Source organism: Betaproteobacteria bacterium, assembly GCA_016720925.1.
In the GTDB taxonomy this organism is placed as follows: domain Bacteria; phylum Pseudomonadota; class Gammaproteobacteria; order Burkholderiales; family Usitatibacteraceae; genus UKL13-2.
On the sequence record JADKJR010000013.1, the window covers coordinates 70,757 to 93,840 of the forward strand.

The window sequence follows — 23,084 nt, forward strand, 5'->3', positions numbered from 1 at the left end:
GCCGCCGGTGAGCGGATCCATTCCGGCATGGAAGCACACGTCCCCATCAACCATCGCAGGCACGCCAATGCACACTGAACCCATGACCGTCCTAATCATCGATGACAACGCGACGAACGTCCTGTTGCTGTCCGCGCTGGCGCAGACGGTCGCTGGCTCGCGTCCGGTCACCTTTGAAGATCCGCTGGAGGCAATCGGCTGGTGCACCTGCAACATGCCCGACCTGGTGCTGGTTGATTACATGATGCCGAACATGGACGGCCTCGAATTCATCCGCCGATTTACCGCCATGCCGGGTCGCACCGATATTCCGATCATCATGGTCACAACCGAAAATGAAAAGGCGATACGGCGCGAAGCGCTGACCGTCGGCGCCACGGAATTTCTCGCCAAGCCGGTGGACACCATTGAGTTTCGCACCCGCGTGCGCAATCTTCTGGCCCTGCGGCGCTCGCAAAAAATGCTCCGGGATCGCGCGACGCTGCTGCAGACCGAAGTTGAATGCGCGGTGGAGAAAATCATTCAGAGCGAACGCGACCTGATCCTGCGTCTTTCAAAGGCGGTCGAATACCGTGATTCGGAAACGGGATCGCACGTTTCGCGCATGTCGAAATACTCCGCGCTGATTGCAAAGGAATTGATGCTTCCGGCGGAATTTCAGGAGATGATGCTGCTCGCGTCACCACTTCACGATGTCGGCAAAATCGGCATTCCCGATCACATCCTGTTAAAGCCCGGACGCCTTGATGACGGCGAGCTCACCATCATGCGGCGGCACGCGGAAATCGGCGAACGCCTGCTGGCTGGCAGCGAATCCCCACTGGTGCAATTGGCGGCGGAAATCGCCGGATCCCACCACGAAAAATTCGACGGGTCCGGTTACCCGCGCGGAATCGCCGGCGAGAAAATTCCCCTTTCCGGGCGCATAGTTGCCGTCGCCGATGTTTTTGACGCCTTGACCTCGACACGTCCATACAAAAAGGCGTGGACAGTTGAAGCCGCCCGAAAATTCATCCTGGAGCAAAGCGGCGGTCACTTCTGCTCGCTGTGCGTGATTGCGTTTTTTGGTGCCTGGAGCGAAATCCTCGACATCCGGCGGCAATACCCTGATGAAACGCATGAGTCCGAGCAATTGGAGAACATGCTATGAAAACCCAACAGGTCTTGCTGAAAGACACGCTCAACCTTGACGCGGATCTGCAAAGCCTTTCGGTCTTGAGTCCCGGATTGGTGCTGGTATTTGGCGGCGTTGGGTTCTTCTCGAATCCGGCGCTGGTTGGCGCACTGCGCCGGCGATTTCCACACGCGACGTTCGCTGGTTGCTCGACGGCGGGCGAAATACACGGCAATCGTGTTTACGACAGCACTGCCAGTGTCACGGCGATCGAGTTTGATCGAACCATGGTTGACGTCAAATCCATTCGCATTGCGTCGATGCCGGAATCGTTTGCGGTTGGCGCGCGGCTGGCGCAAGCGCTGCCGGCTGAAAATCTCACCGCGGTTCTGCTCTTTGGCACCGGTGTGGCGATCAATGGCAGCGCGTTGGTTGCCGGGCTGCAATCGATACTTCCAGGCGAGGTGAAAATCTCCGGCGGGCTCGCGGGTGATGGCGGAAAATTTGTTCGCACCTGGACGCTGGGACCATCGGGTGCCACGGATGATCACGTGGTGGCGGTCGGACTCTATGGCCGCGACCTGCATTTCGCTTGCGGGTCATTCGCGGGCTGGGTACCGTTCGGCCCGGCGAGGAAAGTCACGCGCTGCGATGAGAATGTGCTGTTTGAGCTCGATGGCGAGCGCGCACTGGATGTCTACAAGCGCTACCTCGGTGAGTATGCCGAGAAACTTCCCGCATCCGGCCTGTTGTTTCCATTCGAGATGCTGAGTGAAACGCAGGAAACGCTCGGCGTCTATCGCACCATCCTCGGCATCGATGAGGCCGCGGGATCGCTGACGCTGGCCGGCGACATCAACCCCGATGGATATCTGAAACTGATGCATGCCAGCACCGACAAATTGATTGACGGTGCGGAAACAGCCGCGCAGATGGCGGGGGAAAATGGCCTGCTGAAGGGCGATGGGTCGCTGGCGATCCTGGTCAGTTGCGTGGGCCGAAAGATCATCATGGGCGACCGCGTCGAAGAAGAAGTTGAAGTCGTGGCGGACCAATTGCCCGTCGGGACAGCACTCACCGGCTTCTACTCCAATGGCGAGATCTCCAGCACCGAGATGCATGGCGGATGCCGCTTGCATAACCAGACCATGACAATCAGCTGGATGGCGGAAACCTGACATGCACCGCACCCTCGCCCGGCAACTTAAGCGCTGTACCGGTATCGGTACCGAAGACGCGCGAGCGAGCCTGACCAACGCAATCGCCAGCGCCAACCTGCCAGCCGACTCCGCACTGGTTCCATTCCTGTCCGGGCTGGGCGACTTCATCGATCGAATCGACAGCACCTACGAGCAGTACGACCGCGACCTCGATCTGCGCACGCGCAGCCTGGAGATCAGTTCCGGCGAACTCAGCGGCGTCAATCAGCGCATGCGCCAGGATCTGGCGAGCCGCGATCGCATTCTCGAGTCGCTTGTCGATGCCGCCTCGGCATTGATGGCGCATAGCAAGGAGGTGGTGACGATTCCCGACCAGGGCGATCTGGAAGGCATGTCGGCGCTGCTCAGGGCACTGATCAAGCAGCAGGAGAAAAATCATATCGAGCTGATCAATCATCGCTTTGCCATCGATCAGCACGCCATCGTCAGCGTGACCGATACGGCGGGGGTCATCCGTTACGTCAACGACAAGTTCTGCGAAATCAGCGGCTACTCGCGCGAGGAGCTGATCGGCCAGAATCACCGGATGGGCAAGTCGGATTTTCATTCCGATGCGTTTTTCAGGGAACTCTGGGAGACCATCTCGGCCGGCAATGTCTGGCATGGCGAAATTCGCAACATGAAACGCAATGGCGAGTGCTACTGGGTTGATGCGACAATCGTGCCGCTCAAGGACCAGGACGGCAAGCCGGAGGAGTTTGTGGCGATCCGTACCGAGATCACGGAACGCAAGCTGCTGGCGGAAAAAATTGCGTCGAGCGAAGCGCAATACCGGTCGGTGGTCGACAGTGTGCGCGAAGTCATCTTCCGCATGGATGCCGGTCTTCGCTTCACATTCCTCAACCCGGCGTGGACGCAGATTACCGGCCTCGCCGTGGAGCACACCATTGGCCAGCGCTTCCCGGAATTTATCCCCGCCGAGGACCGCCACACGTTGCTGATGCTGATCCATGAGCATGCATCAGGCGACAAATGCATCAATCACTGCGAAGTTCGCTACATCCATCGGGATGGAACCACGCGCTATCTGGAAGTTGACGCACGGATCGAGACCGATGAGTCCGACAACGTGACTGGCCTTGCCGGGACGCTCAATGACATGACCGAGCGGCGGCAGGCCACCGAGTTGCTGCGCGAGCAACTGCAACTGGTCGACGCCCTGTTCGAGTCCATTCCGGTGCCGGTCGTGATGAAGGGCGTTGATGGCCGCTACCTGCGTTTCAACAAGGCGTATTGTGACTTGCTCGACAGTACGCCAGACCGGCTCTTTGGCAAGACCGCCTACGACATGCTCAATGACGTCGCGGCCCGCACGCATCGCGAAATTGACGAAGCACTGATCAACCATCCGGGCTCTCGCACCTACGAGGTGCGGCAGCGCGTCGGTCACGGGCGCGTCATTGATGCGCTGGTAAGCAAGGCGACGCTTTGCGACAAGGAAGGCAACGTCACCGGGCTGGTCGGCACCATCGTCGACATGTCGGATCGCAAAGCGGCCGAACGAGCGATGCTGCACGCGAAAGAAGTGGCGGAATCGGCCAACTCCGCCAAGAGTGATTTCCTCGCCAACATGAGCCACGAAATTCGCACGCCGATGAACGGCATTATCGGCATGACCGACCTGGTGCTGGAAACGCAACTTGATCCGGTGCAGCGGGAACAACTGGAAGTGGTCAAGGCGTCGGCGGGCGGGCTTCTCACCATCATCAACGACATTCTCGATTTTTCCAAAATCGAAGCCGGCAAACTCAGCATTGAATCGATTCCCTTTGATTTTGGACGCGTTGTTTCGGACGCGCTGCGGCCACTGGCGCTGCGCGCGCACCAGAACGGCCTGGCGTTCATCGTTGAAAACAACGTGGCACTCGCCACCAGACCGATCGGCGATCCCGGACGGATTGCGCAAGTGCTGATCAACCTTGTGGGCAATTCAATCAAGTTCACGAAACAGGGCAAGGTCCTGGTTCGTGCCGACACCGTGGACAGCGATGAACACGAGGCGCTTATCCGCATAAGTGTCGCAGATACCGGCATCGGCATCGCGCCGGAAAAACAGGCTGCTATTTTTGAGGCCTTCTCGCAGGCGGATGCTTCAACCACGCGCAAATATGGCGGCACAGGACTCGGCTTGTCGATCACGCGCCAGCTGGTTGAAATCATGGGTGGCTGCATCGGCGTGCAAAGTGAGCCGGGCAATGGCGCAACGTTTTCGGTCGAGCTGACACTCCCGCTCGAGGCCCGCCGCGCGCCACCGGCGGATGCGAAGCCGCCCGCAATTTCCGTCACTGCTCCCAACAGCGTACCGTCATCGGTTCTTAATGTACTGCTGGTCGAAGACAACGCAATCAACCAGATGCTGGCAAAGACGATCCTTGTCAAGCGCGGCCATCAGGTGACCGTGGCCAAGGATGGCATGGTCGCGCTCGAATGCCATGCTGGCAGAAAATTCGACGTCATCCTGATGGATATGCAGATGCCGGTCATGGATGGCATTACTTCCGCGAACCATATTCGCCGCCGCGAAATGGAGACGAACGCACCGCGCACCCCGATCATCGCCATGACCGCGAATGCGCGCGAGGAGGATCGCGAGGAGTGTATCGAGGCCGGCATGGACGACTATATTTCCAAGCCATTCAAGAGCGAGGTGCTGTTCGACGTGCTATCGCGGCATTGTCCCTCGGCGACGGCCGGCAGCGAAAGCATCTCCTGTTTGTGCGCGAGCCACGACAATGCGGCGGCATTCTCCTCCAGCGCTGCATTGGACAGCTTTGATTATGAGCGCGCGTTGCGGTCCGCGGACGCCGAAGTCGTCGGCCTGATCGCGACTCACTTTCTCGAACAGGCGCCCAGGCAATTGCGGGACATGCATGCAGCATGGAACGCGCAAGACCTGGCCAAGCTTCACCGGCTTGCACATTCACTTGGCGGTCTGTTTGCGAACTTCAACGCCCAACCACTGATCGCCACCTGCCAGCGCATTGAACACGCCGTTGCCGCGGGGGAAAGCGACGGCATGGATGACGAACTCGCGGAACTTGATCAGCTTTTTCCCCCATTCGCGCAAGCGCTTGAGGAGTGGTCAGCCGTAGCGGCCTAGTTGACCCCGCTGAGAGGGCGGCTTTGCGTTTTTTGCACAGCTCACGGCAAACTCCGCCGAGGACAATTGGACGTTGAGCCCGTGCAATCGTCATGATGCACAAATCACTAGCACTGGCGCGGCTTTTCAGCCATTTTTGCCCCAAACGCCGCACCAAATGGCGTTCTGCGCATTTGACCTTCTCGCGCAACCCTGCGCCGCGGCAACATGCGCCGTGACAGTTGATGCGCCTTGCGCACATATCTGATAGCGTGATGTCCATCGACATTTCGCGTCCCAGTGCCTCGCCATGAAAACCATCCTGATCGCCAACCCCAAAGGTGGCGCGGGTAAAACCACGCTGACCACCAACCTTGCCGGCTATCTCGCCTCGCGCGGCGAGTCTGTTTTCCTGTGGGACCTTGACCGGCAGAAGTCCGCGCTGCATTGGCTGTCAATGCGTCCCGCGCATTTGCCCGCGATCCATCGCCTGGACAGCGCGAAACACAAGCCAGGTGACGGCGTGCTGGTACTTGATTCGCCGGCAGGATTACACGGCGAAAAGCTGGCGGATTTGGTCAGACAGGTCGAACAGGTGATCGTGCCGATTGTGCCGTCGAGTTTTGATTTCGCGGCAACGCGAACTTTCCTCGACGAACTGCTCGAGGAAAAAGCCATCCGAAAGGGCAAGGCCTTTGTCGCGATCATTGGCATGCGTGTTGACGCCCGCACCCGCGCGGCGGAAAAACTCGACGAGTTCCTGGCACCCATCGATCTGCCGGTCCTGACGCATCTGCGCGATACGCAGAACTACGTCACCGCCGCGTTTGAGGGCAAATCCATTTTTGACATGGCGCCCTCGACCGTTGCACAGGATGTGGCGCAGTGGCAGCCGATCGCGCATTGGCTTCGGGCCTGAACGGGACAAAGTGGGGCCAAAGCGCGGCCAATCGACGGAGGCCTGCGCAGGATAAAGTGTCCGCTGAAGCGCGCCACGCATACCGCCCGCGAGTGCTTCACGCCTCATTTCGCATTTCGAGCCTTTGTGGCTTTGGTGGTCTCGGTGGCCTGGGAGGATTTCGCGGCCTTGGAAGACTTCTTGGCCTTGGCGGCGGCACCCCTTCCCGTTGCGGCCAGCACCTGCTGATATCGCTCGATATACACCTTCGCCGGCACGCGCTTGAACGCTTCACCGATGACGTCGAGCGCCAATTCCTCCACTTTCTTGAATCGCACACAGGCCTTGCCCATATCGAGTTTCTTGCCCGTCTTGGCCCAGGCGTCACGAAACCAGCGTGCATGCGGGGTCTCGCTGGCGCCAGGCCCTTCGCCACAACCGCAATACACACCCATCATGTAAAGGGAAAAATAGTTTTTCTGCGAAGCGAGCGCCGCAAACGGCAACGGCTGTTTCGGGTCGCAATGATATCCAGCGGGAAATAGCTTGTGCGGCACGTAGTAGCCGATCATGCCGTACTGCATACCCTCTTCGTATCCCGCATCGAGATTGGCGCGGATGACCTTGCGCACGGCTTCGACCGTTTTGCGGCGGTCTTCGGGAAGGGATTCGAGGTACGCTGAAACGGTAGTAGTTTTGGATTGCATGGCGCTCTCCCACATCCATCAAGACAATTTTTCGCAAGCGCACTGCCTGGCGCCTGTCCGCGCAACAAGCGGGAAATGCGCGCCACTGCTGGCGGGGTTCCGCGTACAGCCTGCCCAGGGTGAAGAATTGGGCGGCGCAAATGCCTGCGGGTTTGCGGCACGCCGTCACCGCGGTATTGGCAGTATCATAATTGTTCATCGATCAGGAAAGGAACGACACGAATGACGTACTGCAACTTCATGAAAACGGTGTGTGCACTTTCTCTTGTTCCCGTGCTGCTGGTTTGCACGGGCGCATCTGCCCAAGGCACGTCCGATTTCAGGGATGGCTACGCCCAAGGCTACAAGGAAGGCTTCGACGCGGGCTATCGTAAAGCGACCGGCGAGCAAGGCAGCGCGCCGGCGGTCCAATCGAAGGGTTTTCCGATCGCCGTGCAAGTCGCCACCTATGGCCCGGATGGCTCGCGCGACCGTTGCGATGCCACGCACTATGTTCGCCGGAGGGCCAATGGACAACGCAGCGTCTCGGTGGACATCACCAACCAAATGTGCGGCGACCCGGCGCCCGGCAAGCGCAAGGGTGTGGAGATCACGTATATGTGCGGATCGGTCGCCAAGACGGCGTCGGCGTATGAACATCGGTCCGCGTATTTGTACTGCGACTAATCACTGGCTAAAGGTACAACCATGAAATTGCTGCTTTGGCTGCTGCTGTTCATCCTCTGCTGGCCGCTGGCACTGCTGGCGCTGGTGCTCTATCCGCTCATCTGGCTGATCGCGTTGCCGTTCCGGTTGGTGGGAATCGCGGTGGAGGGCGTGTTTGAGTTGCTGCGCTCAATTGTCCTGCTGCCGGCAAGGATGTTGCGCGGCAAAACCTGAGATCTTCCGCACCTCTGCACACTTGGCTGGCTCAACTCGACCCCGCTCCCACGACACGGCCATCGACCAGTTCAATAATTCGATCGCAGCGCTGCGCCATGCTCAGGTTGTGCGTCACCATCAGGAAAGTGGCGCCGGTATCGGTATTGACCTTGCGCATCAGCTCAAAAACCGCGTCCGCGGATTTGGTATCGAGATTGCCGGTCGGCTCATCCGCCAGGATCAGCGGCGGCTCCAGCGCCAGTGCGCGCGCAATGGCCACCCGCTGCTGCTGGCCACCTGAGAGATTGTTGACGGGATTGTCCTTCCACTGCTCCAGGCCTACCTGCGCGAGCAGGCTAAGTGCCTGTTCGCGCATCGCCCGGTCCGGCCGGCCGCGCCGCATCAGGAACGGCATCATGACGTTTTCCAACGCCGTGAACGCCGACAGCAAAAAGTGTGACTGGAATACGAAACCGATCGCGTGGCCACGCAATTCGGTGAGCTTCTTTTCATCGAGCGTGCTGGTTTCCTGTCCCGCAATAAATAGCTGTCCACTCGACGGACGATCCAGCAGGCCCATGATGTTGAGCAGCGTACTTTTCCCGGATCCCGATGGCCCGATCAGGGCCACAAATTCACCCGGGCGAAGTTCCAGGTTGACACCGTGCAGCACTTCGGTTTCTGCCGGCGTGCCGACGTTGTAGGATTTCCGGATGTCCAGAAGTTGCAGGACTGCCGAAGAGACCAGATCAGCCACGCATTGCCACCACAGGGTCGAGCCGCGACGCGCGAACCGCCGGGGTTGCTGCGGCGAGCAATCCCGTAAACGTCGCAATGACTGCCGCCCAGACGAACAACATCGGATCAATGTCGACTGTAAACATCGTTGTCCCGTCCGGATTTTTTGCCACGCTCTGCCACGCCGCCAGCAGCCCCGCACCCAGAGCGGAGCCGAGCAGCGAACCCAGGCAGCCCACGACCGCGCCCTGTATCAGGAAAACGCGCATGATCTGACCGCGCGACCCGCCCATCGCGCGCAGGATGCCGATATCCTTCTGTCGCTGGACCACGGACACCACCAGCACGCTGGCGATGCCAGCGGCGACCGACAGACCGACAAACAGCCGGATCATCATGCTGGAGAAAGTCTGCGCTTTCATCCCGAGAAAAAACTGATTATTGGCGACGATCCATGAGATCGCCTGCAACCCGGTCTGGGCGGCGATGGACTGCGCGATGGTCTCTGCCGCATACGGATCAGCCACCGTCATGTCGATACTGGAAACCCCACCGACCAGGTTGAGCAGGTTCTGGGCGGTGGCAAGCAACACGTACGCGTTGCGCAGGTTGGCGCCGCGGCTGCCAAGATCGAAGATGCCGACGATGTTGAGCGTGAGGTTTGCTCCATTGGCGGTGGCCACCCGCAGTTTGTCGCCCAGTTGCACGCCCATGTCCTCTGCAAACTGGACGCCGACAATAATGTCGCTGTTGGTCATGCGAAAAGTGCCGGCGACGATCTTCTCCGGCAGCGGCACTATGCGCGTGTACTGCTCGGGGTCAATGCCGATGACCGAAATTGATTGGGTGGCGTCGCCGCGCACCACAAACGCCGGGCCGGCGGCAGTTGGCGAGACCGCCACGATGTCTGACCGTTGCTGCATCTGGTCGCGCAATTTTTGCCACTGGTCCAGCGAACTCATGCGCTGTGAAGGTTTTTGAACGGTGGCAATCAGTGTTTCCCCAGGCCCGGCCGTGCGCTGCGGAGTGGCAATCTGTTTCGGCCGCTCCAGGGTGATGTGCGGCTGTGAGCTCAATACCCGTTTGAACATATTGGCCTGCATGCCTGCCAGCAGCGCCGACATGAAGACAATCACGCCGACACCAATAGCCACACCGGAAATAATGAACAGCGATTGCATGCGGCCCTCTCGCAGAAAGCGAAGCGCCGCAATCCACTCGAAGGGCAACAAAGCATTCATTTGGCCGCGGCTGGTGGAGATGAAGAAGGCATGTGAGATGGCACGGTAATCGGTCGCACGCGTGCGCCTTCGGTAATCGTGTTGCCAGTCGCCCGCAACACCAGATCGCCATCGACAAGCCCCTCAAGGATTTCAACTCGTTTGTCTCCTCGCACACCAAGCGTTATCCGCCGTTTCAGCGCGCGTCCGTCTGCAACCAGCATCACCCATGGCGCCACGCCGGCGGCATCACGAATCGCCTCCGGCGCCAGAGACAGTGCATTGGCAATTCGCGCGACTTCGATATCGACCGACACCGTCATATCCTGCCGCAGGTAGTCCGGCGGCGCAGGCACGTTGAGTTTTACCGCCACCGAACCGCGCGTCGCATCGACACCGGGATTGATGTAGACGAGTTCGACCGGAAAACGTTTGCCCGGATAGGCATCGGCCGAGCCAATTGCACGCTGCCCGAGCGACAGGTAACGCAGGTTCTTTTCGTCGATTTGTACGATCAGCTGTGTCGGTCCGGCCGGGGACAGTACCATTAGAACTTTGCCGGGCTGGACAACATCGCCTCGCTCAACATTGCGCGAAATAAGCGTTCCGCCGATAGGAGCCTTGATGAGCGTGTGACCGAGCTTCGCCTGCGCAGCGGCAAGCGTCGCGCGTGCCTGCTGCAGGTTTGTCTGGGCAATCGCGTAATCGGTGCCGGCAGGTCGATTCGACTTCACCTGAAGTTGCGCGGTTTCCACCTGGCTTTGTGCGACCTGCAAATTACGTTCTGCATCGTCGAGTTGCGATTTTCCGATGAAGCCTTTCCCCGCCAGGTCTTTGGTCCGCTCATATTGTTTCTGCGTATTGGCGAGCGTCGCCTTTGCCTGTGCGAGCGTCTGTTCGGCAATCGGCGTGGTCAGTTCGCGTATCTGCCGCAGGCGGGCGGCGGCCTGATTGACGGCGGCCTTCGCCTGATCAACCGCTGCGGCTTCGTCACTGTTTTCAAGCAGGATCAGCGATTGGCCGGCCCTCACCACTTGGCCTTCGGCCACCGGTACGCCAGTCACCTCACCGGTGATCTGGCTACCGATGTCGATCCGTGATGGGCTCTCCACGTGACCACTTGCAACCACCGTTTGAGTGAGTTCGCTGCGCAGTACCGGAAATGCCGGCAGGCTGGGACCCAGTATTTTCGGTATCAGCCAATAGCCTGCTGCTGCCAGCAACACTATCGCGCCAAGCGCCGGCCAGCGCCATTGGACAAGCTTCAACCGGAATTCATTGGAGTTCATCGTGTACTACTCCTTCTTTGTCCGATGACCCATTCACGTTCCACTGGGACAATTCCGGAAAACTCGCGGAATGCGCAATCCGCCGATGTGCGGAAAGCGCATCAGCCAAAATTATTGGCCCCTGAATGAAATAGTACGGCCACGCGAAGTGGGCGAGTTTGATGCGCATCAAAATGACCGGCAATCGACCAAAACTTATCTTGTGCGCATCAGAACAGCAAACGCCAAATCAAACTTGCAATGATCGCGATTGCCGCGCGCCTACCAGCGGGCATGACGGATGCACAGACCGGACAGTTGCCGGGACTTGACGGACGGGCTAGAACGCCTGACGAACAATTGCCCGGCTTGAAGTCACGCCATTGAGCGTGTAATTCATGGTGCCGGCGCTCGCGCCGCTGAAGGCGAAGGTGATTGAACCCACCGAGCTCGCCGCATTGGTGCCATTCCAAATGGCAGTAAGGGGTTCTCCTCCGGTCACCTGGTACAAGGCACCCGAGCAACCGGCGCCCGAGACCGGGCAATTCGGTACGACGTACCAGACCGGCTTGCCGGTCGCGTCGTAGACATACCAGGCGGCGAAGATGATGCCGTACTGCTGGGTCAGCGATATGCCCCAGCCGTCTTCGCCCGGATTCCACCACAGGTCGGTGTAGTCGATGGCCGGCGCGGTTGTGCCGGTTGCCAGCGGCTGCAAGGTGATGGACTTCGATCCGGCGACATTGTTGATGGTGAAATTGAAGTTACCCGCGGTGGCGCTGGCAAACGTCAATGTACCCGTTCCCACCTGCGCCACCGCCTTGCCTGCGGCGCTCCATGCCACTGCGGGCGAGGTGCCTCCGGTCACCTGGTAGATGGCGCCGCTGCAAGTGCCGTTGGTGACCGGACAATTGGGAATCACGTACCAGGTAGGCTGGCCGGCGGCATCGTAGGTGTATAGGGCCGCGAAAATGATATTGCCATGCTGTGTGACACTCATCCCCCAGCCGGATTCGTTGGCGTTCCACCACAGGCCTTGGTAGCTATTGGGCACTGCCGTTGCGGTGCTGACAAAGACGAGATTCTTCTTTTCGATCGTGTTGTTTGTGACTGTGCCGACAATCGGCATGGAGTCGAACGGGCTGCCGGCATTGGCAAGCGGCAGCAGTGCGATCGCATCGGCGACAGCCATGCTGCCAGGTGTCACCTGACCAAAAACGGTGAACCCGCCGTTCTGTGCATCGAGATTCGCGGCGTTATCGCCCAGATTGATGAACCATTGCGAAGTTGCGCTGTTTGGATCGCTGCCCAGCTTGGCCATCGCGATCGTTCCCCGCACATTGGATCGGCCGGCGCTGAACTCATTGGCGACTGGTGCGTTCTCCCGCACGCCGACAACCGTCGCGCTTGCGTCATCCCAGACAAATCCCCCGCCCTGGATGACGAAACCGGGCACGCTGCGATGGATGATGGAGTTCCGGTATGCACCGCTGTTCACATACGTCAGGAAGTTCGCTACCGTGCGCGGGGCGGCGGTGTCATACAAAAGGATATCAATGGCGCCCAGCGACGTCTGCATTCTCACCGTCGTGGCTTCGCCGACGGCCGGCAAGGCAAGGATGAAGATCATTGCCAGAATGCGAAAGGTTTTTCGTTTGAGCTGATTCAAAGACATTTTTCCCTCGATAGATCTGCTTGCGTAAGGTCCGGCGATGCGGTATGCCGGGTGGCGCACATTGTATTACGGCAGCCGCACTGCGCGGCGGATTGATGGTCTGTTGGTCTACGAATGGCCGGTTCGCTCGATGGTAGTGACGAGGGTGGCAACGCCATTCGACCGCGAGTTGAAGACCCGCAGGTCTTCAGCGTGATGAAGCAGGCAGCGGAAAAGGTGCCGGAAATGGCGCCAGGGCAGGCGCGAGCGGGGCAGGCTTCGGCGAAAGCGCACCGGCTACATGTCCGAAATCAAATCCTGCCACAGCTTGCGCCGCCGCCGACCCCAACTTGCCATATAGCTCAAGAATGTTGGCCTTGTCGTTCGGGTAAACGCGGTTCGACAGAAATACGAAAAAAGTCTTTGAGAAAGGATCAATCCACAGGATGCAACCGGTGAATCCGGTATGCCCATAGCTGCCGATTGGAAACACGCTGCCGCGCGGTCGGGAGTAAGGCGAATCGATGTCCCAACCCGCGCTGCGGCGCCACTCGCTGCCCGATGGTGATTGCACACTGCTCATCAGGCGAACACTCTCACGACTCAGTACCCGCACGCCATCAAGTTCGCCTTCGTTCAGCATCATTCTGGCAAAGCGCGCGAGATCGGACGCCGTGGTGAATACGCCGGCGGATCCGCCCACGCCACCCAAGAATCGCACAGTGGGATCGTGCACCACGCCTTGCAGGACCTGGCCATCATGCAAATCGCGATGCAACGACTGTGCGAGCGGGTCGGCCATTCGTTGCGTGGGTGCGATGCGCGCCGTGGCCATTCTTTCCAATGGCAAATAACCCGTGTCGCGCATGCGCAACGGACCATAAAGGCGTTTTGCGGCGAATTCGTTTAGCGGCAGGCCACTCACGCGCTGCACCAACATGCCCAGCAGGGTGAAATTAATGTCCGAATAGCGGAACAGGCTGCCGGGAGGATGCGTGACAGCCTGCGAACACGCCAGATTGAATGCGGCCATTTCGCCCCGCCATGACGGTATGGCCGGCAGACCCGCTGCGAGGCCCGAAGTATGAGTCAGGAGGTGACGCACGCTGATGGCGTCCTTGCCGCCACGGGAACATTCTGGGAAATACTGGATAAGCGGCGTATCGAGCGCGACTTTTCCCTCCTCGATCAGCAGCATGATGGACGGAGCGGTTGCGATCACCTTGGTCAGCGACGCCGCGTCGAAAACGGTATTCAGGTTTGTCACGTTGGCATCGGCTTCAAATGTTTGGCGGCCGAAGGCTTTCTGGTATGAGACGCCATTGCGTTCCAGCCAGAACACCGCACCGGGCATCTGGCGGCGGGCGATAAAGGATTCGACCGCAATGTCGATCTCCGCATATCGGCTGGCATCCAGCGGGGAAGGCGAGGGCGTAGGCAAGTGAGTACATCCTGTCAGCAGGTTAATCGCAAACAGAACAGCGGTTGTGGCGCGCGTGCTGGCGCGCATTCCGGACATTAAAGAAAAATGGGGAAACATCACCGGATAATAAGGCAAGCCACGCCCGAATACCGCCGATCAGAATCCGGATCCAGGTTGCTTCAGGAATTCGCTTTCCTCCGCAGTGCTCCTGCGTGACAACGCTTCATTGCGGTGGGGGAAACGTCCGAATCGGCGAATGATGACAAGGTGTTTTTCAGCCCACACATGCAAGTCCCGGGTCTCGCGAAATCCGGACAGCTCTTTCATCAGCCGCAGGCAAAGTTCCTGGTCGGGCAAGTGTTCGCTGTGCTCAAACGGTAGATAGATAAACAATCGCTCGACCGGTCGCAGTGTGCGGTCATATTCCTTTGCCAGTGCGTAGCGGGCGGCCTTGCGGGCCATCGCGTCAGCTTCAAAGGCGCGGCGTGTGCCGCGGAACATGTTGCGCGGGAATTGATCGAGCGTGACGATCAGGGCGAGACACGCGAGCGGTTGGTCTTTCCAGTGGGGAAACTCACCCGCCACCGCCTGCTCGTAGACGGCCAGAAAACGCGTACGAATTTCCTCGTCGAACGCGGCGTCTTTCTTGAACCATTGTTCGCGACTCTGACCGCGAATTCTGCCGTCACCAAACCAGAAAGTGAGAATATCCTGTGCAACGGCGTCCAGCGTGGGTGCGGTGATCATACCGCCATCATAAGCGACCCGGCCCGCGCAGACGCGGAATTCCTGCTTTATGATGCGGGTTCACGCCAAAACACAAGGAGCAAACATGATCGGCTACGTGACACTGGGAACAAACGACCTGGCGCGGGGTGCCAAGTTCTACGATGAGCTGCTGGCGGTCATTGGCGCCAAGCGTTTTATGGAATCAGACCGCTTCATTGCGTGGTCGGTCAGCCCGACCACGCCTAGCCTGGGCTTGATCAAGCCGTATGACGGAAAACCTGCCACGGTCGGTAATGGCGTGATGGTCGCGCTGGTGGTCGACAGCAAGGAAAAAGTCGACGCGCTTTACAAAAAGGCCATGGCCCTCGGCGCCAAGGATGAAGGCGCACCCGGTCCGCGTTTCGATGGATTCTATGCCGCGTATTTTCGCGATCTGGATGGCAACAAGCTGAATTTCTTTTTTATGGGGTGAACGCGGGGTTTCGAGGAGCAAACAGTTTTGCTCCTCGCCGCGTGAACCGGCAGCCCTCCGGGGTGCCGTGGGGCCTAGCAACACCGTGGTAACAAAAGACTTCTGAACGCCTGCACTTTCCTGTTCCCATCCTCAGCAAATTCTCAACACGCCTCGCCATGCAAGATTCCTTCGATCCCTTCAAACCCAGTGCGAGCGGCTTCTACAATCCGGCTGTCGCAAAACTTTTCTTTGAATCCTCGGGGAAGAGTGAGGAATTTGCAGCCGGCACGACGCTATTTGTCGAAAACGAAAAATCCAGCCGCCAAGGGTTGTTCACCAAGCCAATCGGCCAGGCACTCGCGACCCCGATCGACGGCGCGCTGTTCGCGAAGCCAAACATTCATCGCATGTACTTCCTGACGGACGGCGAGGTCGCTCTTACCACCAATGGCAAACCGTTGGTGACGATCTGGCCGGGCGACATATTTGGCGAAATGGCCGTGATTAGTGAGATCCCCAGCCTGTCGGTTTCGAGCGCGCGCAGCGCAACGGCAACGGCAAGCACGGACTGCCGTGCGTGGTCGCTGGATGGCAAGGAAGCCGAAGCCGGCCTCGCGAAGACACCAGAATTCGCTCTGATGCTGATGAGCGTGATGTTCGAACGCCTGCGTTTCCTCGCCACGCGCCTGGCCGCGCGCAGCGATACCAGTGGACACCGCAGCAATCGCAGCGAGCCGGTATTCGATGGCGCGATGCTTTCACAACTCGAACAGAAGCTGGAACGGGCCACCGTGGTGCGGTTCAACCAGGGCGCCAAAATCATGATTGAAGGTCGGCCGGGCACCAGCATGTACGTCGTGCTTGAGGGCGATGTCGCCGTCGCTATTGGTATACGCATCGTCGAGAAGCTGTCGGCCGGCGGTGTATTTGGTGAGATGGCACTTGTCGATCAGTCACCTCGTGTCGCCACCGCTGTCGCGCGCACCGATTGTGCGCTGCTGTCGATCAACCGCGCCGCGTTGATCGCACTGGTGCGATCGGACCCAGCCATCGGCATGGCGATGATGCGCGCTGTGGCGGCGCGAATTCGATACATGAATTCACTTTTCGTCTGAGTCCGCCAAGCTGCAAGTGCTTTCCGCAATCAATGCGGAACCGATCGACTGTAATATTCCGTGGCAATCACAATCAATCAGGGAGCTCAAATGAAACGCGTACTTATTGCAGTATTTGCCCTCATCATATCCGGCGTCCATGCCCAAGACCTCACGGGCACGCTGAAGAAAATCAAGGAAAGCAACACCATCGCACTCGGCACCCGCGATACCTCCCTGCCATTTTCGTATCTCGACGACAAGCAGCAACCGATCGGCTACTCGATTGACCTCTGCAACAAGATTGTTGACGCGATCAAGTCCGAACTGAATCTCCCCAATCTTCAGGTCAAGCTGATCCCGGTCATCTCGCAGACCCGTGTTCCGCTGGTGTCCAACGGCACCGTCGACCTTGAGTGCGGATCGACCACCAATACCTTGACGCGTCAGAAGCAGGTCGAGTTTTCGCACATCACGTTTGTCGGTGGCACGCGATTGCTGGTGAAAGCCAACTCCGGCATCAAGGAAGTGGAAGACCTGAAGGGAAAAACCATCTCGGTTTCGCAGGGCACCACCAACGAGCGCATCATCAAATCCATCAGCGAGCAGAAGCAGCTTGGCATCAAGATCCTGAATGTGAAGGATCACGGCGAAGGATTCATCGCTCTCGAGACTGGACGCGTGCAGGCAAACGTGAGTGACGACATACAGCTACTGGCGCTGGCGGCGAATGCGAAGCGTCCGCAGGATTTCGCCGTGGTCGGCCGCCAGCTATCGTATGAGCCTTTCGGCCTCATGTTCCGCCGCGGCGATGCGGATTTCAAATTGATGGTGAACAAAACGCTATCCGGCTTGTTCCGTTCCGGCGAAATCGAAAAAATCTACAACAAGTGGTTTACGCCTTTGGGTGCGCCAATCAGCGAGACGCTGCGTACTGCGTTTGCGATACAGGCGCTGCCGGAATAACCGCATAGAAAGGCGAAACCCAAGCGCTGGCGCGCCTTCTGGCGGCAAAATGCCGTGAACACCGCGCCAGTGCTTGAGTTTGCATCTGCGACTAATCGGCCATGGCCGGCTTTGCCATCCGCGCGCGTTCCGCACCATTACCTTCCGCCTCATTGACTTCCGCTTTATCGCCTTCCATCACCATCGGCCCGCTCCCCGACCAGCGATCGAGATAGAGGTAGATAACCGGCGTGATGAAGAGCGTGATGACTTGCGAAAACAGTAGTCCGCCGACCACGGCAAGACCCAATGGCTGCCGCAACTCCGCCCCGGCGCCCAGCCCGAAAGCGATCGGCATGGCGCCCATAAGTGCTGCGAGAGTCGTCATCATGATCGGCCGGAATCGCAGCAGGCACGCGGTGCGTATCGCCATTTGCGGTGACATGCCTTTGGTACGTTGTGCATCGATGGCGAAGTCGATCATCATGATGGCGTTCTTCTTGACGATGCCGATCAACATGACGATTCCGACGGTAGCGATGATCGACAGATCCATATTGAAGAACCACAGCGTGATCAGCGCACCGACCGCCGCGGAAGGCAAGCCCGCCAGAATGGTCAGCGGATGAATGTAGCTCTCGTAGAGCACCCCGAGCAGCACATAGATCACCAGCAGCGCGGAGATGATCAGCACCACCTGCCCACCTTGGGACGACTGGAAAGCGGCAGCATCGCCACCCCATGATGTGAGAATGCTCGCGGGCATTTTCAGCTGGTCGCGATACTGCAATATCTTCTTTGACGCATCGCCCAACGCCACACCCGGCGCCAGGTTGAATGACACCGTCAGCGCCTCCAGTTGCCCGGCGTGATTGATGGCGGTCGCGCCGGTTTCGCGTCGCACCGTTCCCAGCGCTGAAAGCGGAATCAGTTTGCCGCTCTTGGCGCGCACGAAAATCTTGCTGAAGGCGCTTTCGTCGGCGCGATCTTCGGCGCCCACTTGCATGATCACCTGAAAACTGTCGACCGACGTGAAGATGGTCGCGATCTGCCGCTCGCCGAATGCCGAATACATGGCGCTGCGAATATCCTGAATGTTCACGCCCATGGCGTTGGCGCGGTCGCGGTCGATGTCGAACCGTGCCTGCAAGCCTTTCAACTGCGCGTCGCTGGTGACATCGCGGAACAGCGGATCCGTGCGCATGAGGTTGATCATGCCGTCGGCGGCACTGCGCAGCGCGGCATTGTCGACGCTCTTCAAAGAGTACTGGTATCGCGCCTTGCTGGGGCGGCCGCCCAATCGCAGATTCTGCAATGGATTGGGAAATACATTGACGCCCGCAATCGCACGTGTCTCGCGCCGCAGCGATTCAACGACCTTTGACATGGACGGTCGCTGGCCGCGCGGTTTGAGTGTCACAAAGATGCGTCCGGAATTTCCGTCGAACGCATTGACGATCACGGTATCGGTGGCAGGATTGGCGCGAATGACCTCGCCGGTTCGTTGTAACAATTCACTCATTGCCGGGAAAGAAATATCTTCCACCGCCTCGACCGTGATGAGCATTTGACCGATATCCTCTTCCGGAAAAAAACCCTTCGGCAATAGATAGAACAGAAAGCCGGTCGCCACAAAGGTGGCGAGGGCAACACCCAGCACGACGCGCCTGCGCGCCAGCGCCGCGTCCAGCGTGCGCTCGTAGCGCCCGAGAACCCATTTGAAGACTCGCTCGAACCAGGCGGTCCAGCGTTCCGCGACATTCGCACCCGCACTGGCGTCATGCAGTTTCAGGAAGCGGCTCGCCAACATCGGGATCAGCGTCAGCGAGACCATGGCGGACACCATCACGGCAACACCGACGACCACGGCGAACTCGTGAAATAAAAGTCCGATCACGCCCGGCATGAAGAAGATCGGGATGAACACTGCCACCAGCGAGATCGAAATCGAGACGATGGTAAAGGTCATTTCGCGCGAGCCCTGCAGGGCGGCCTGCATCGGCTCCATGCCTTCTTCCATATGGCGGACGATATTTTCCAGCACCACGATGGCATCGTCCACCACCAGGCCGACGGCGAGCGTGATGGCCAGCAGTGAAATGTTATCGAGGCTGTAGCCAAGCCAGTAGACGACGGCCAGCGTGCCGAACAGGGAAATCGGCAATGACAGCGCCGGAATGATGGTGGCCATGACGTGCCGCAGGAAGAGGAAGATCACCAGTACCACCAGTGCCACGGTCAGGCCCAGGGTCAGTTTCACATCGTGGATCGCGTCGCGGATCGACTGCGAGCGGTCATTGCGCAATTTCACTTCCACCGAAGATGGCAATTGCTCGACCAGTCGCGGCAGCATCGCCTTGATGGTATCAACCGTCGCCACCGTGTTGGCATCCGGCTGGCGGCGTATAGACATGGTGATCGCGCGCTCGCCGTTGGCCCAACTCGCCGTCTTGACGGATTCCACACTGTCTTCCACTTGTGCAATATCGCCGAGCCGCACCGGACCGGCCGCGGTGGTGGCGATGATCAGATTGGAAAATTCGGCTGCACGCGTGAGTTGGCGATTGGCGGTGATGACGAGCGTCTGGCGCGCGCCTTCGAGCGTGCCCACCGGTGTATTGGCGTTCGCCGCGCGCACGGCGGCGGATACATCGTCCAGCGTCAGGCCGCGCGCGGCGGTTGCTTCCGGATCGACGCGCATGCGGATCGCGAATTTCTTCTGGCCATTGATGTCCACTTGCGCGACACCTGGCAGCGTAGATAACGACGGCAGGATCAGGTTTTCGGCATAGCTGTTCAATTCCGACAGCGGCATCGATGGCGAAATCAGGGTGAGAAACAGAACGGGCGAATCCGCGGGGTTGACCTTGCGATACGATGGCAGCGTGGTCATTTCAATCGGCAGCGCCCGCTGTGCGCGCAGCAGCGCGGCCTGCACGTCCACTGACGCGGCATCGATATTGCGGCCCTGATCGAACTCCAGCGTAATTTGGGTATTGCCAAGGCTACTGGTCGAACTCATGGTGTTCACGCCAGCGATGGTCGAGAACTGGCGTTCGAGTGGTGTGGCCACCGAAGAGGCCATTGTCTCCGGACTGGCGCCGGGTAAAACCGCCGACACCTGAATGGTCGGCGTGTCGTATTGAGGCAATGCGGCGATGGGAATGTTGTTGTAAGCGAGTACGCCCGCGACAATCACTGCCGCATTGAGCAGCACCGTCATGATCGGACGGCGAATGCAGAGTTCGGAGATATTCATGGGGGCCTCCTCGTCATTTCTTGACAGGCTTGGCGAGGTCTGTCCCGGTGGGCACGCCGTCTGTGTTACCACCCGCAGTATCTTTTGCGGTGGGTCTGCCGGTTCCAGCCGATGCGGCTTCGACAATGGTGCTGTCCTTGCGCACGTTCTGCGCACCTTCCACCACCACGCGGACGCCGGCACTGATACCGTTGGCGCCCTTGATGGCCGCGAGCCCGGACTGGATCAATTCGACCTCGACCGGCGTCATGATTGCCTTGTTGCCCTCGCCGACGATATAGACGAACTTGCGTTCCGGGCCCGATTGCACCGCCTGAACCGGCACGACCAACGCGCCGGGCAGCGTGCGCGCGGTGAGCGAGACATTCACAAAACTCCCCGGCCACAGCAATCGCTCGCCGTTGGCAAACGCCGCTTTCATGGCGATGGTACCGCTGGCGCTGTCCACCGTGCTCTCAATGAACGTGAGCTTGCCGGAAAGTGTCTGTTTTTGCGGCGTGGTCAGTTCGATGGTGACCGCCAACGGACCCTTGGCCATTGCGCGCTGTACATACGAAAGCTCGCGTTCCGGCAACGCGAACGACACGCCGATCGGATCGATCTGGCTGACGGTCACCAGCGCCTGTGTATTGGGCTGAACCAGACTGCCGACGCGAACTGAAATGGCGCCGGTGCGGCCCGCGAATGGTGCGCGGATTTGCGTTAGCGTACGCGCGACGCGGCTTGCTTCCGCGGCGGCTTCGTCGACCGCCAGTTGCCCTTTCAACACATCGGCCTGGTTGATGGCGGTATCGAGCGCGGATTGGGAAATGAACTTTTGCAGAAACAGTTCTCGCTGACGCACCAGATTGCGCTCGGTATTGGCCAGGTCGCTCCTGGTCTTGATGACCTGTGCCTCAGCCTTGCGAAGATTGGCTTCTTCGGTACGCGCATCAAGGACAAATAGCAGGTCACCTTTGTTGACGGCTTGGCCCTCCGTGAAGTGAATTGACTGGATGGTGCTGGATACCTGGGCGCGGATGTCGACTGCCTGCAAGGCCACCACCGAGCCATTGGCGATGACCGTGACGGGTAGATCCTGCTGTTTCACCCGCGCCGTGGTCACCGAGACCGGCGGGCTCGCCGTGCGTCCGGCCGTCGTCGCCGCATCGGCGCGGCTGCTTAACCACCACCATGTGGCCGCAACGAGCAAAATGACGACCGTACCAAGGACAAACGCCCAACGGAAAGAAAGAAAACCAGGGTTACGTGAGGTACGTGAGGGAACGGCAGTCATGGCAAATCCAAAAGGTGGTGGCGCCGGGCATACATTGCCCGGTGAAGTATCGTTATTCTGCGGGAAAGTGCGCTTGCTTGCGATGACTAGCTACAAGCAAACGCGAGAATGACTGCGAATGACGCCGCCGGAATGGCAAGTGCTTTGGCATAATGGCTTATCTTTGGTTCACCAGCCGTCAACGATTCCCGCCTCCTTCAAGCATGCAAGACGATTTCGATTTCACCAAGCCCCCGTCCGCGGGGCCTGCCGCGCCGGCGGTTGCCCCAGCACGCTTCAATCCTGCGGTCAGCAAATTCTACGATGCAATCGTCGCCGCCAGACTTTTCCGGACATCGGGAAAATACGAACAATTTCCGGCTGGAACCACACTGTTCACGGAAAAAGAACGAGCGGGGCGGAAAGGGTTATTTGGCAAGCGTGTGGTACCCCGTATGTACCTGGTCGTCAGTGGCGACGTGACGTTGAGCGCCAACGGAAAATTGCTGGACATAATCAAGACGGGCGGAATTTTCGGCGAGATGGCGGTGATCGACGATTCACCAGCCGGCAGCACCCGCAGCGCGACCGCCACCACCAAGTCCGAATGCCACGCGTTTTCGCTGGATGCCGCGGAACTGCAGGCGGCGCTGCAATCCACCCCTGAATTCGCTTTGATGCTGATGAGCGTGATGTTTGACCGCCTGCGTTTCCTCGCGGCGCGGTTGACGGTGCGCAAAATTGCCCCGGGGGCACATACCGGGCGCGAAGGCGCCACATTTACAACGGAACTTTTGTCCCGGTTGAACGGTGCACTGCCGCACGCCACGACGGTTCGATTCGACGCCGGCAAGGCCATCATGCGTGAAGGTGAGCCCGGTGTATGCATGTACGTGGTCATGCAAGGCAAAGTGGGAATATTCATACGCGACAATGAAGTTGAGACGGTCATTGCCGGCGGAACCTTTGGTGAGATGGCACTGGTGGATCAATCCCCGCGCACCGCCAGCGCCATCTCCCAAACTGAGTGCGTGCTACTGTCGGTGAACCGCAATACATTGTTGGAGCTCGTCAAATTGCAGCCGGAGATCGGGATGATCATGCTGCGCTCGGTAGCCGATCGGCTGCGGCATATGAATTCGCTGCTGGCCTGAGTGCGCGGCTGA

19 protein-coding genes are annotated in these 23,084 nt (G+C 59.1%); 10 read left to right on the forward strand and 9 right to left on the reverse strand.

Features of this window, described 5'->3' with window-relative positions; translation table 11 throughout:
- Positions 1 to 82: 82 nt before the first annotated feature.
- The 4 genes from IPP88_16785 (at position 83) to IPP88_16800 (ending at position 6,332) form a co-directional block, all read left to right on the forward strand.
- Entirely contained in the window at positions 83 to 1,150 is a 1,068-nt protein-coding gene (locus IPP88_16785) for a response regulator (GenBank protein MBL0124301.1), read from the forward strand.
- On the forward strand, positions 1,147 to 2,292 hold the full coding sequence (locus tag IPP88_16790; protein ID MBL0124302.1) for an FIST C-terminal domain-containing protein: 1,146 nt from the start codon (positions 1,147 to 1,149) through the stop codon (positions 2,290 to 2,292). Before IPP88_16785 ends, IPP88_16790 begins: the two co-directional genes overlap by 4 nt.
- Position 2,293: 1 nt before the next feature.
- On the forward strand, positions 2,294 to 5,434 hold the full coding sequence (locus IPP88_16795) for a PAS domain S-box protein (protein MBL0124303.1): 3,141 nt from the start codon (positions 2,294 to 2,296) through the stop codon (positions 5,432 to 5,434).
- A gap of 289 nt (positions 5,435 to 5,723) precedes the next feature.
- Positions 5,724 to 6,332, forward strand: a complete 609-nt coding sequence (locus IPP88_16800) for a ParA family protein (protein ID MBL0124304.1) — start codon at positions 5,724 to 5,726, stop codon at positions 6,330 to 6,332.
- A 104-nt stretch (positions 6,333 to 6,436) separates the two neighbouring features.
- Here IPP88_16800 and IPP88_16805 read toward each other — a convergent pair whose 3' ends face one another.
- The gene (locus IPP88_16805; GenBank protein MBL0124305.1) at positions 6,437 to 7,018 is read right to left on the reverse strand and encodes a DUF1801 domain-containing protein; all 582 of its coding nucleotides are present in this window, start codon (positions 7,016 to 7,018) and stop codon (positions 6,437 to 6,439) included.
- 222 nt (positions 7,019 to 7,240) lie between these two features.
- Here IPP88_16805 and IPP88_16810 point away from each other — a divergent pair, with 222 nt between their 5' ends.
- Together IPP88_16810 and IPP88_16815 are read left to right on the forward strand one after the other, a co-directional pair.
- Positions 7,241 to 7,684: a hypothetical protein gene (locus tag IPP88_16810; GenBank protein MBL0124306.1), complete on the forward strand. Its 444-nt coding sequence runs from the start codon at positions 7,241 to 7,243 to the stop codon at positions 7,682 to 7,684.
- Positions 7,685 to 7,705: 21 nt separating this feature from the next.
- Positions 7,706 to 7,897: a hypothetical protein gene (locus IPP88_16815; protein ID MBL0124307.1), complete on the forward strand. Its 192-nt coding sequence runs from the start codon at positions 7,706 to 7,708 to the stop codon at positions 7,895 to 7,897.
- Between the two features lie 31 nt (positions 7,898 to 7,928).
- Here IPP88_16815 and IPP88_16820 read toward each other — a convergent pair whose 3' ends face one another.
- From IPP88_16820 to IPP88_16845, 6 genes are all read right to left on the reverse strand, one after another.
- A complete protein-coding gene (locus IPP88_16820) occupies positions 7,929 to 8,627 on the reverse strand; it encodes an ABC transporter ATP-binding protein (protein ID MBL0124308.1) in 699 nt (232 codons plus the stop codon).
- A gap of 1 nt (position 8,628) precedes the next feature.
- The gene (locus IPP88_16825) at positions 8,629 to 9,858 is read right to left on the reverse strand and encodes an ABC transporter permease (GenBank protein MBL0124309.1); all 1,230 of its coding nucleotides are present in this window, start codon (positions 9,856 to 9,858) and stop codon (positions 8,629 to 8,631) included.
- Positions 9,855 to 11,126 (reverse strand): efflux RND transporter periplasmic adaptor subunit, encoded by a 1,272-nt coding sequence (locus IPP88_16830; GenBank protein MBL0124310.1) that lies wholly within the window; start codon positions 11,124 to 11,126, stop codon positions 9,855 to 9,857. Before IPP88_16830 ends, IPP88_16825 begins: the two co-directional genes overlap by 4 nt.
- Positions 11,127 to 11,445: 319 nt before the next feature.
- On the reverse strand, positions 11,446 to 12,735 hold the full coding sequence (locus tag IPP88_16835; GenBank protein ID MBL0124311.1) for a peptidylprolyl isomerase: 1,290 nt from the start codon (positions 12,733 to 12,735) through the stop codon (positions 11,446 to 11,448).
- A gap of 232 nt (positions 12,736 to 12,967) precedes the next feature.
- Complete coding sequence (locus IPP88_16840; protein ID MBL0124312.1) at positions 12,968 to 14,269, reverse strand: beta-lactamase family protein; 1,302 nt, start codon at positions 14,267 to 14,269, stop codon at positions 12,968 to 12,970.
- A gap of 69 nt (positions 14,270 to 14,338) precedes the next feature.
- The gene (locus IPP88_16845; GenBank protein MBL0124313.1) at positions 14,339 to 14,929 is read right to left on the reverse strand and encodes a DUF924 domain-containing protein; all 591 of its coding nucleotides are present in this window, start codon (positions 14,927 to 14,929) and stop codon (positions 14,339 to 14,341) included.
- An 85-nt stretch (positions 14,930 to 15,014) separates the two neighbouring features.
- On the opposite strand from IPP88_16845, the gene IPP88_16850 reads away from it, so the two are divergent.
- The 3 genes from IPP88_16850 to IPP88_16860 all read left to right on the forward strand — a co-directional run bounded on the left by IPP88_16850 (position 15,015) and on the right by IPP88_16860 (position 17,425).
- On the forward strand, positions 15,015 to 15,383 hold the full coding sequence (locus tag IPP88_16850; protein ID MBL0124314.1) for a VOC family protein: 369 nt from the start codon (positions 15,015 to 15,017) through the stop codon (positions 15,381 to 15,383).
- A 158-nt stretch (positions 15,384 to 15,541) separates the two neighbouring features.
- Positions 15,542 to 16,480, forward strand: a complete 939-nt coding sequence (locus tag IPP88_16855) for a cyclic nucleotide-binding domain-containing protein (GenBank protein MBL0124315.1) — start codon at positions 15,542 to 15,544, stop codon at positions 16,478 to 16,480.
- A gap of 90 nt (positions 16,481 to 16,570) precedes the next feature.
- Positions 16,571 to 17,425: an amino acid ABC transporter substrate-binding protein gene (locus IPP88_16860; GenBank protein MBL0124316.1), complete on the forward strand. Its 855-nt coding sequence runs from the start codon at positions 16,571 to 16,573 to the stop codon at positions 17,423 to 17,425.
- 91 nt (positions 17,426 to 17,516) lie between these two features.
- On the opposite strand, the gene IPP88_16865 is transcribed toward IPP88_16860, so the two are convergent.
- Positions 17,517 to 20,663, reverse strand: coding sequence for an efflux RND transporter permease subunit (locus IPP88_16865; GenBank protein ID MBL0124317.1), 3,147 nt, complete (start codon positions 20,661 to 20,663; stop codon positions 17,517 to 17,519).
- Positions 20,664 to 20,676: 13 nt separating this feature from the next.
- On the reverse strand, positions 20,677 to 21,939 hold the full coding sequence (locus IPP88_16870; protein MBL0124318.1) for an efflux RND transporter periplasmic adaptor subunit: 1,263 nt from the start codon (positions 21,937 to 21,939) through the stop codon (positions 20,677 to 20,679).
- A 203-nt stretch (positions 21,940 to 22,142) separates the two neighbouring features.
- Between IPP88_16870 and IPP88_16875 the strand changes: the two genes are divergently transcribed.
- Entirely contained in the window at positions 22,143 to 23,072 is a 930-nt protein-coding gene (locus IPP88_16875; protein ID MBL0124319.1) for a cyclic nucleotide-binding domain-containing protein, read from the forward strand.
- Positions 23,073 to 23,084: the final 12 nt, after the last annotated feature.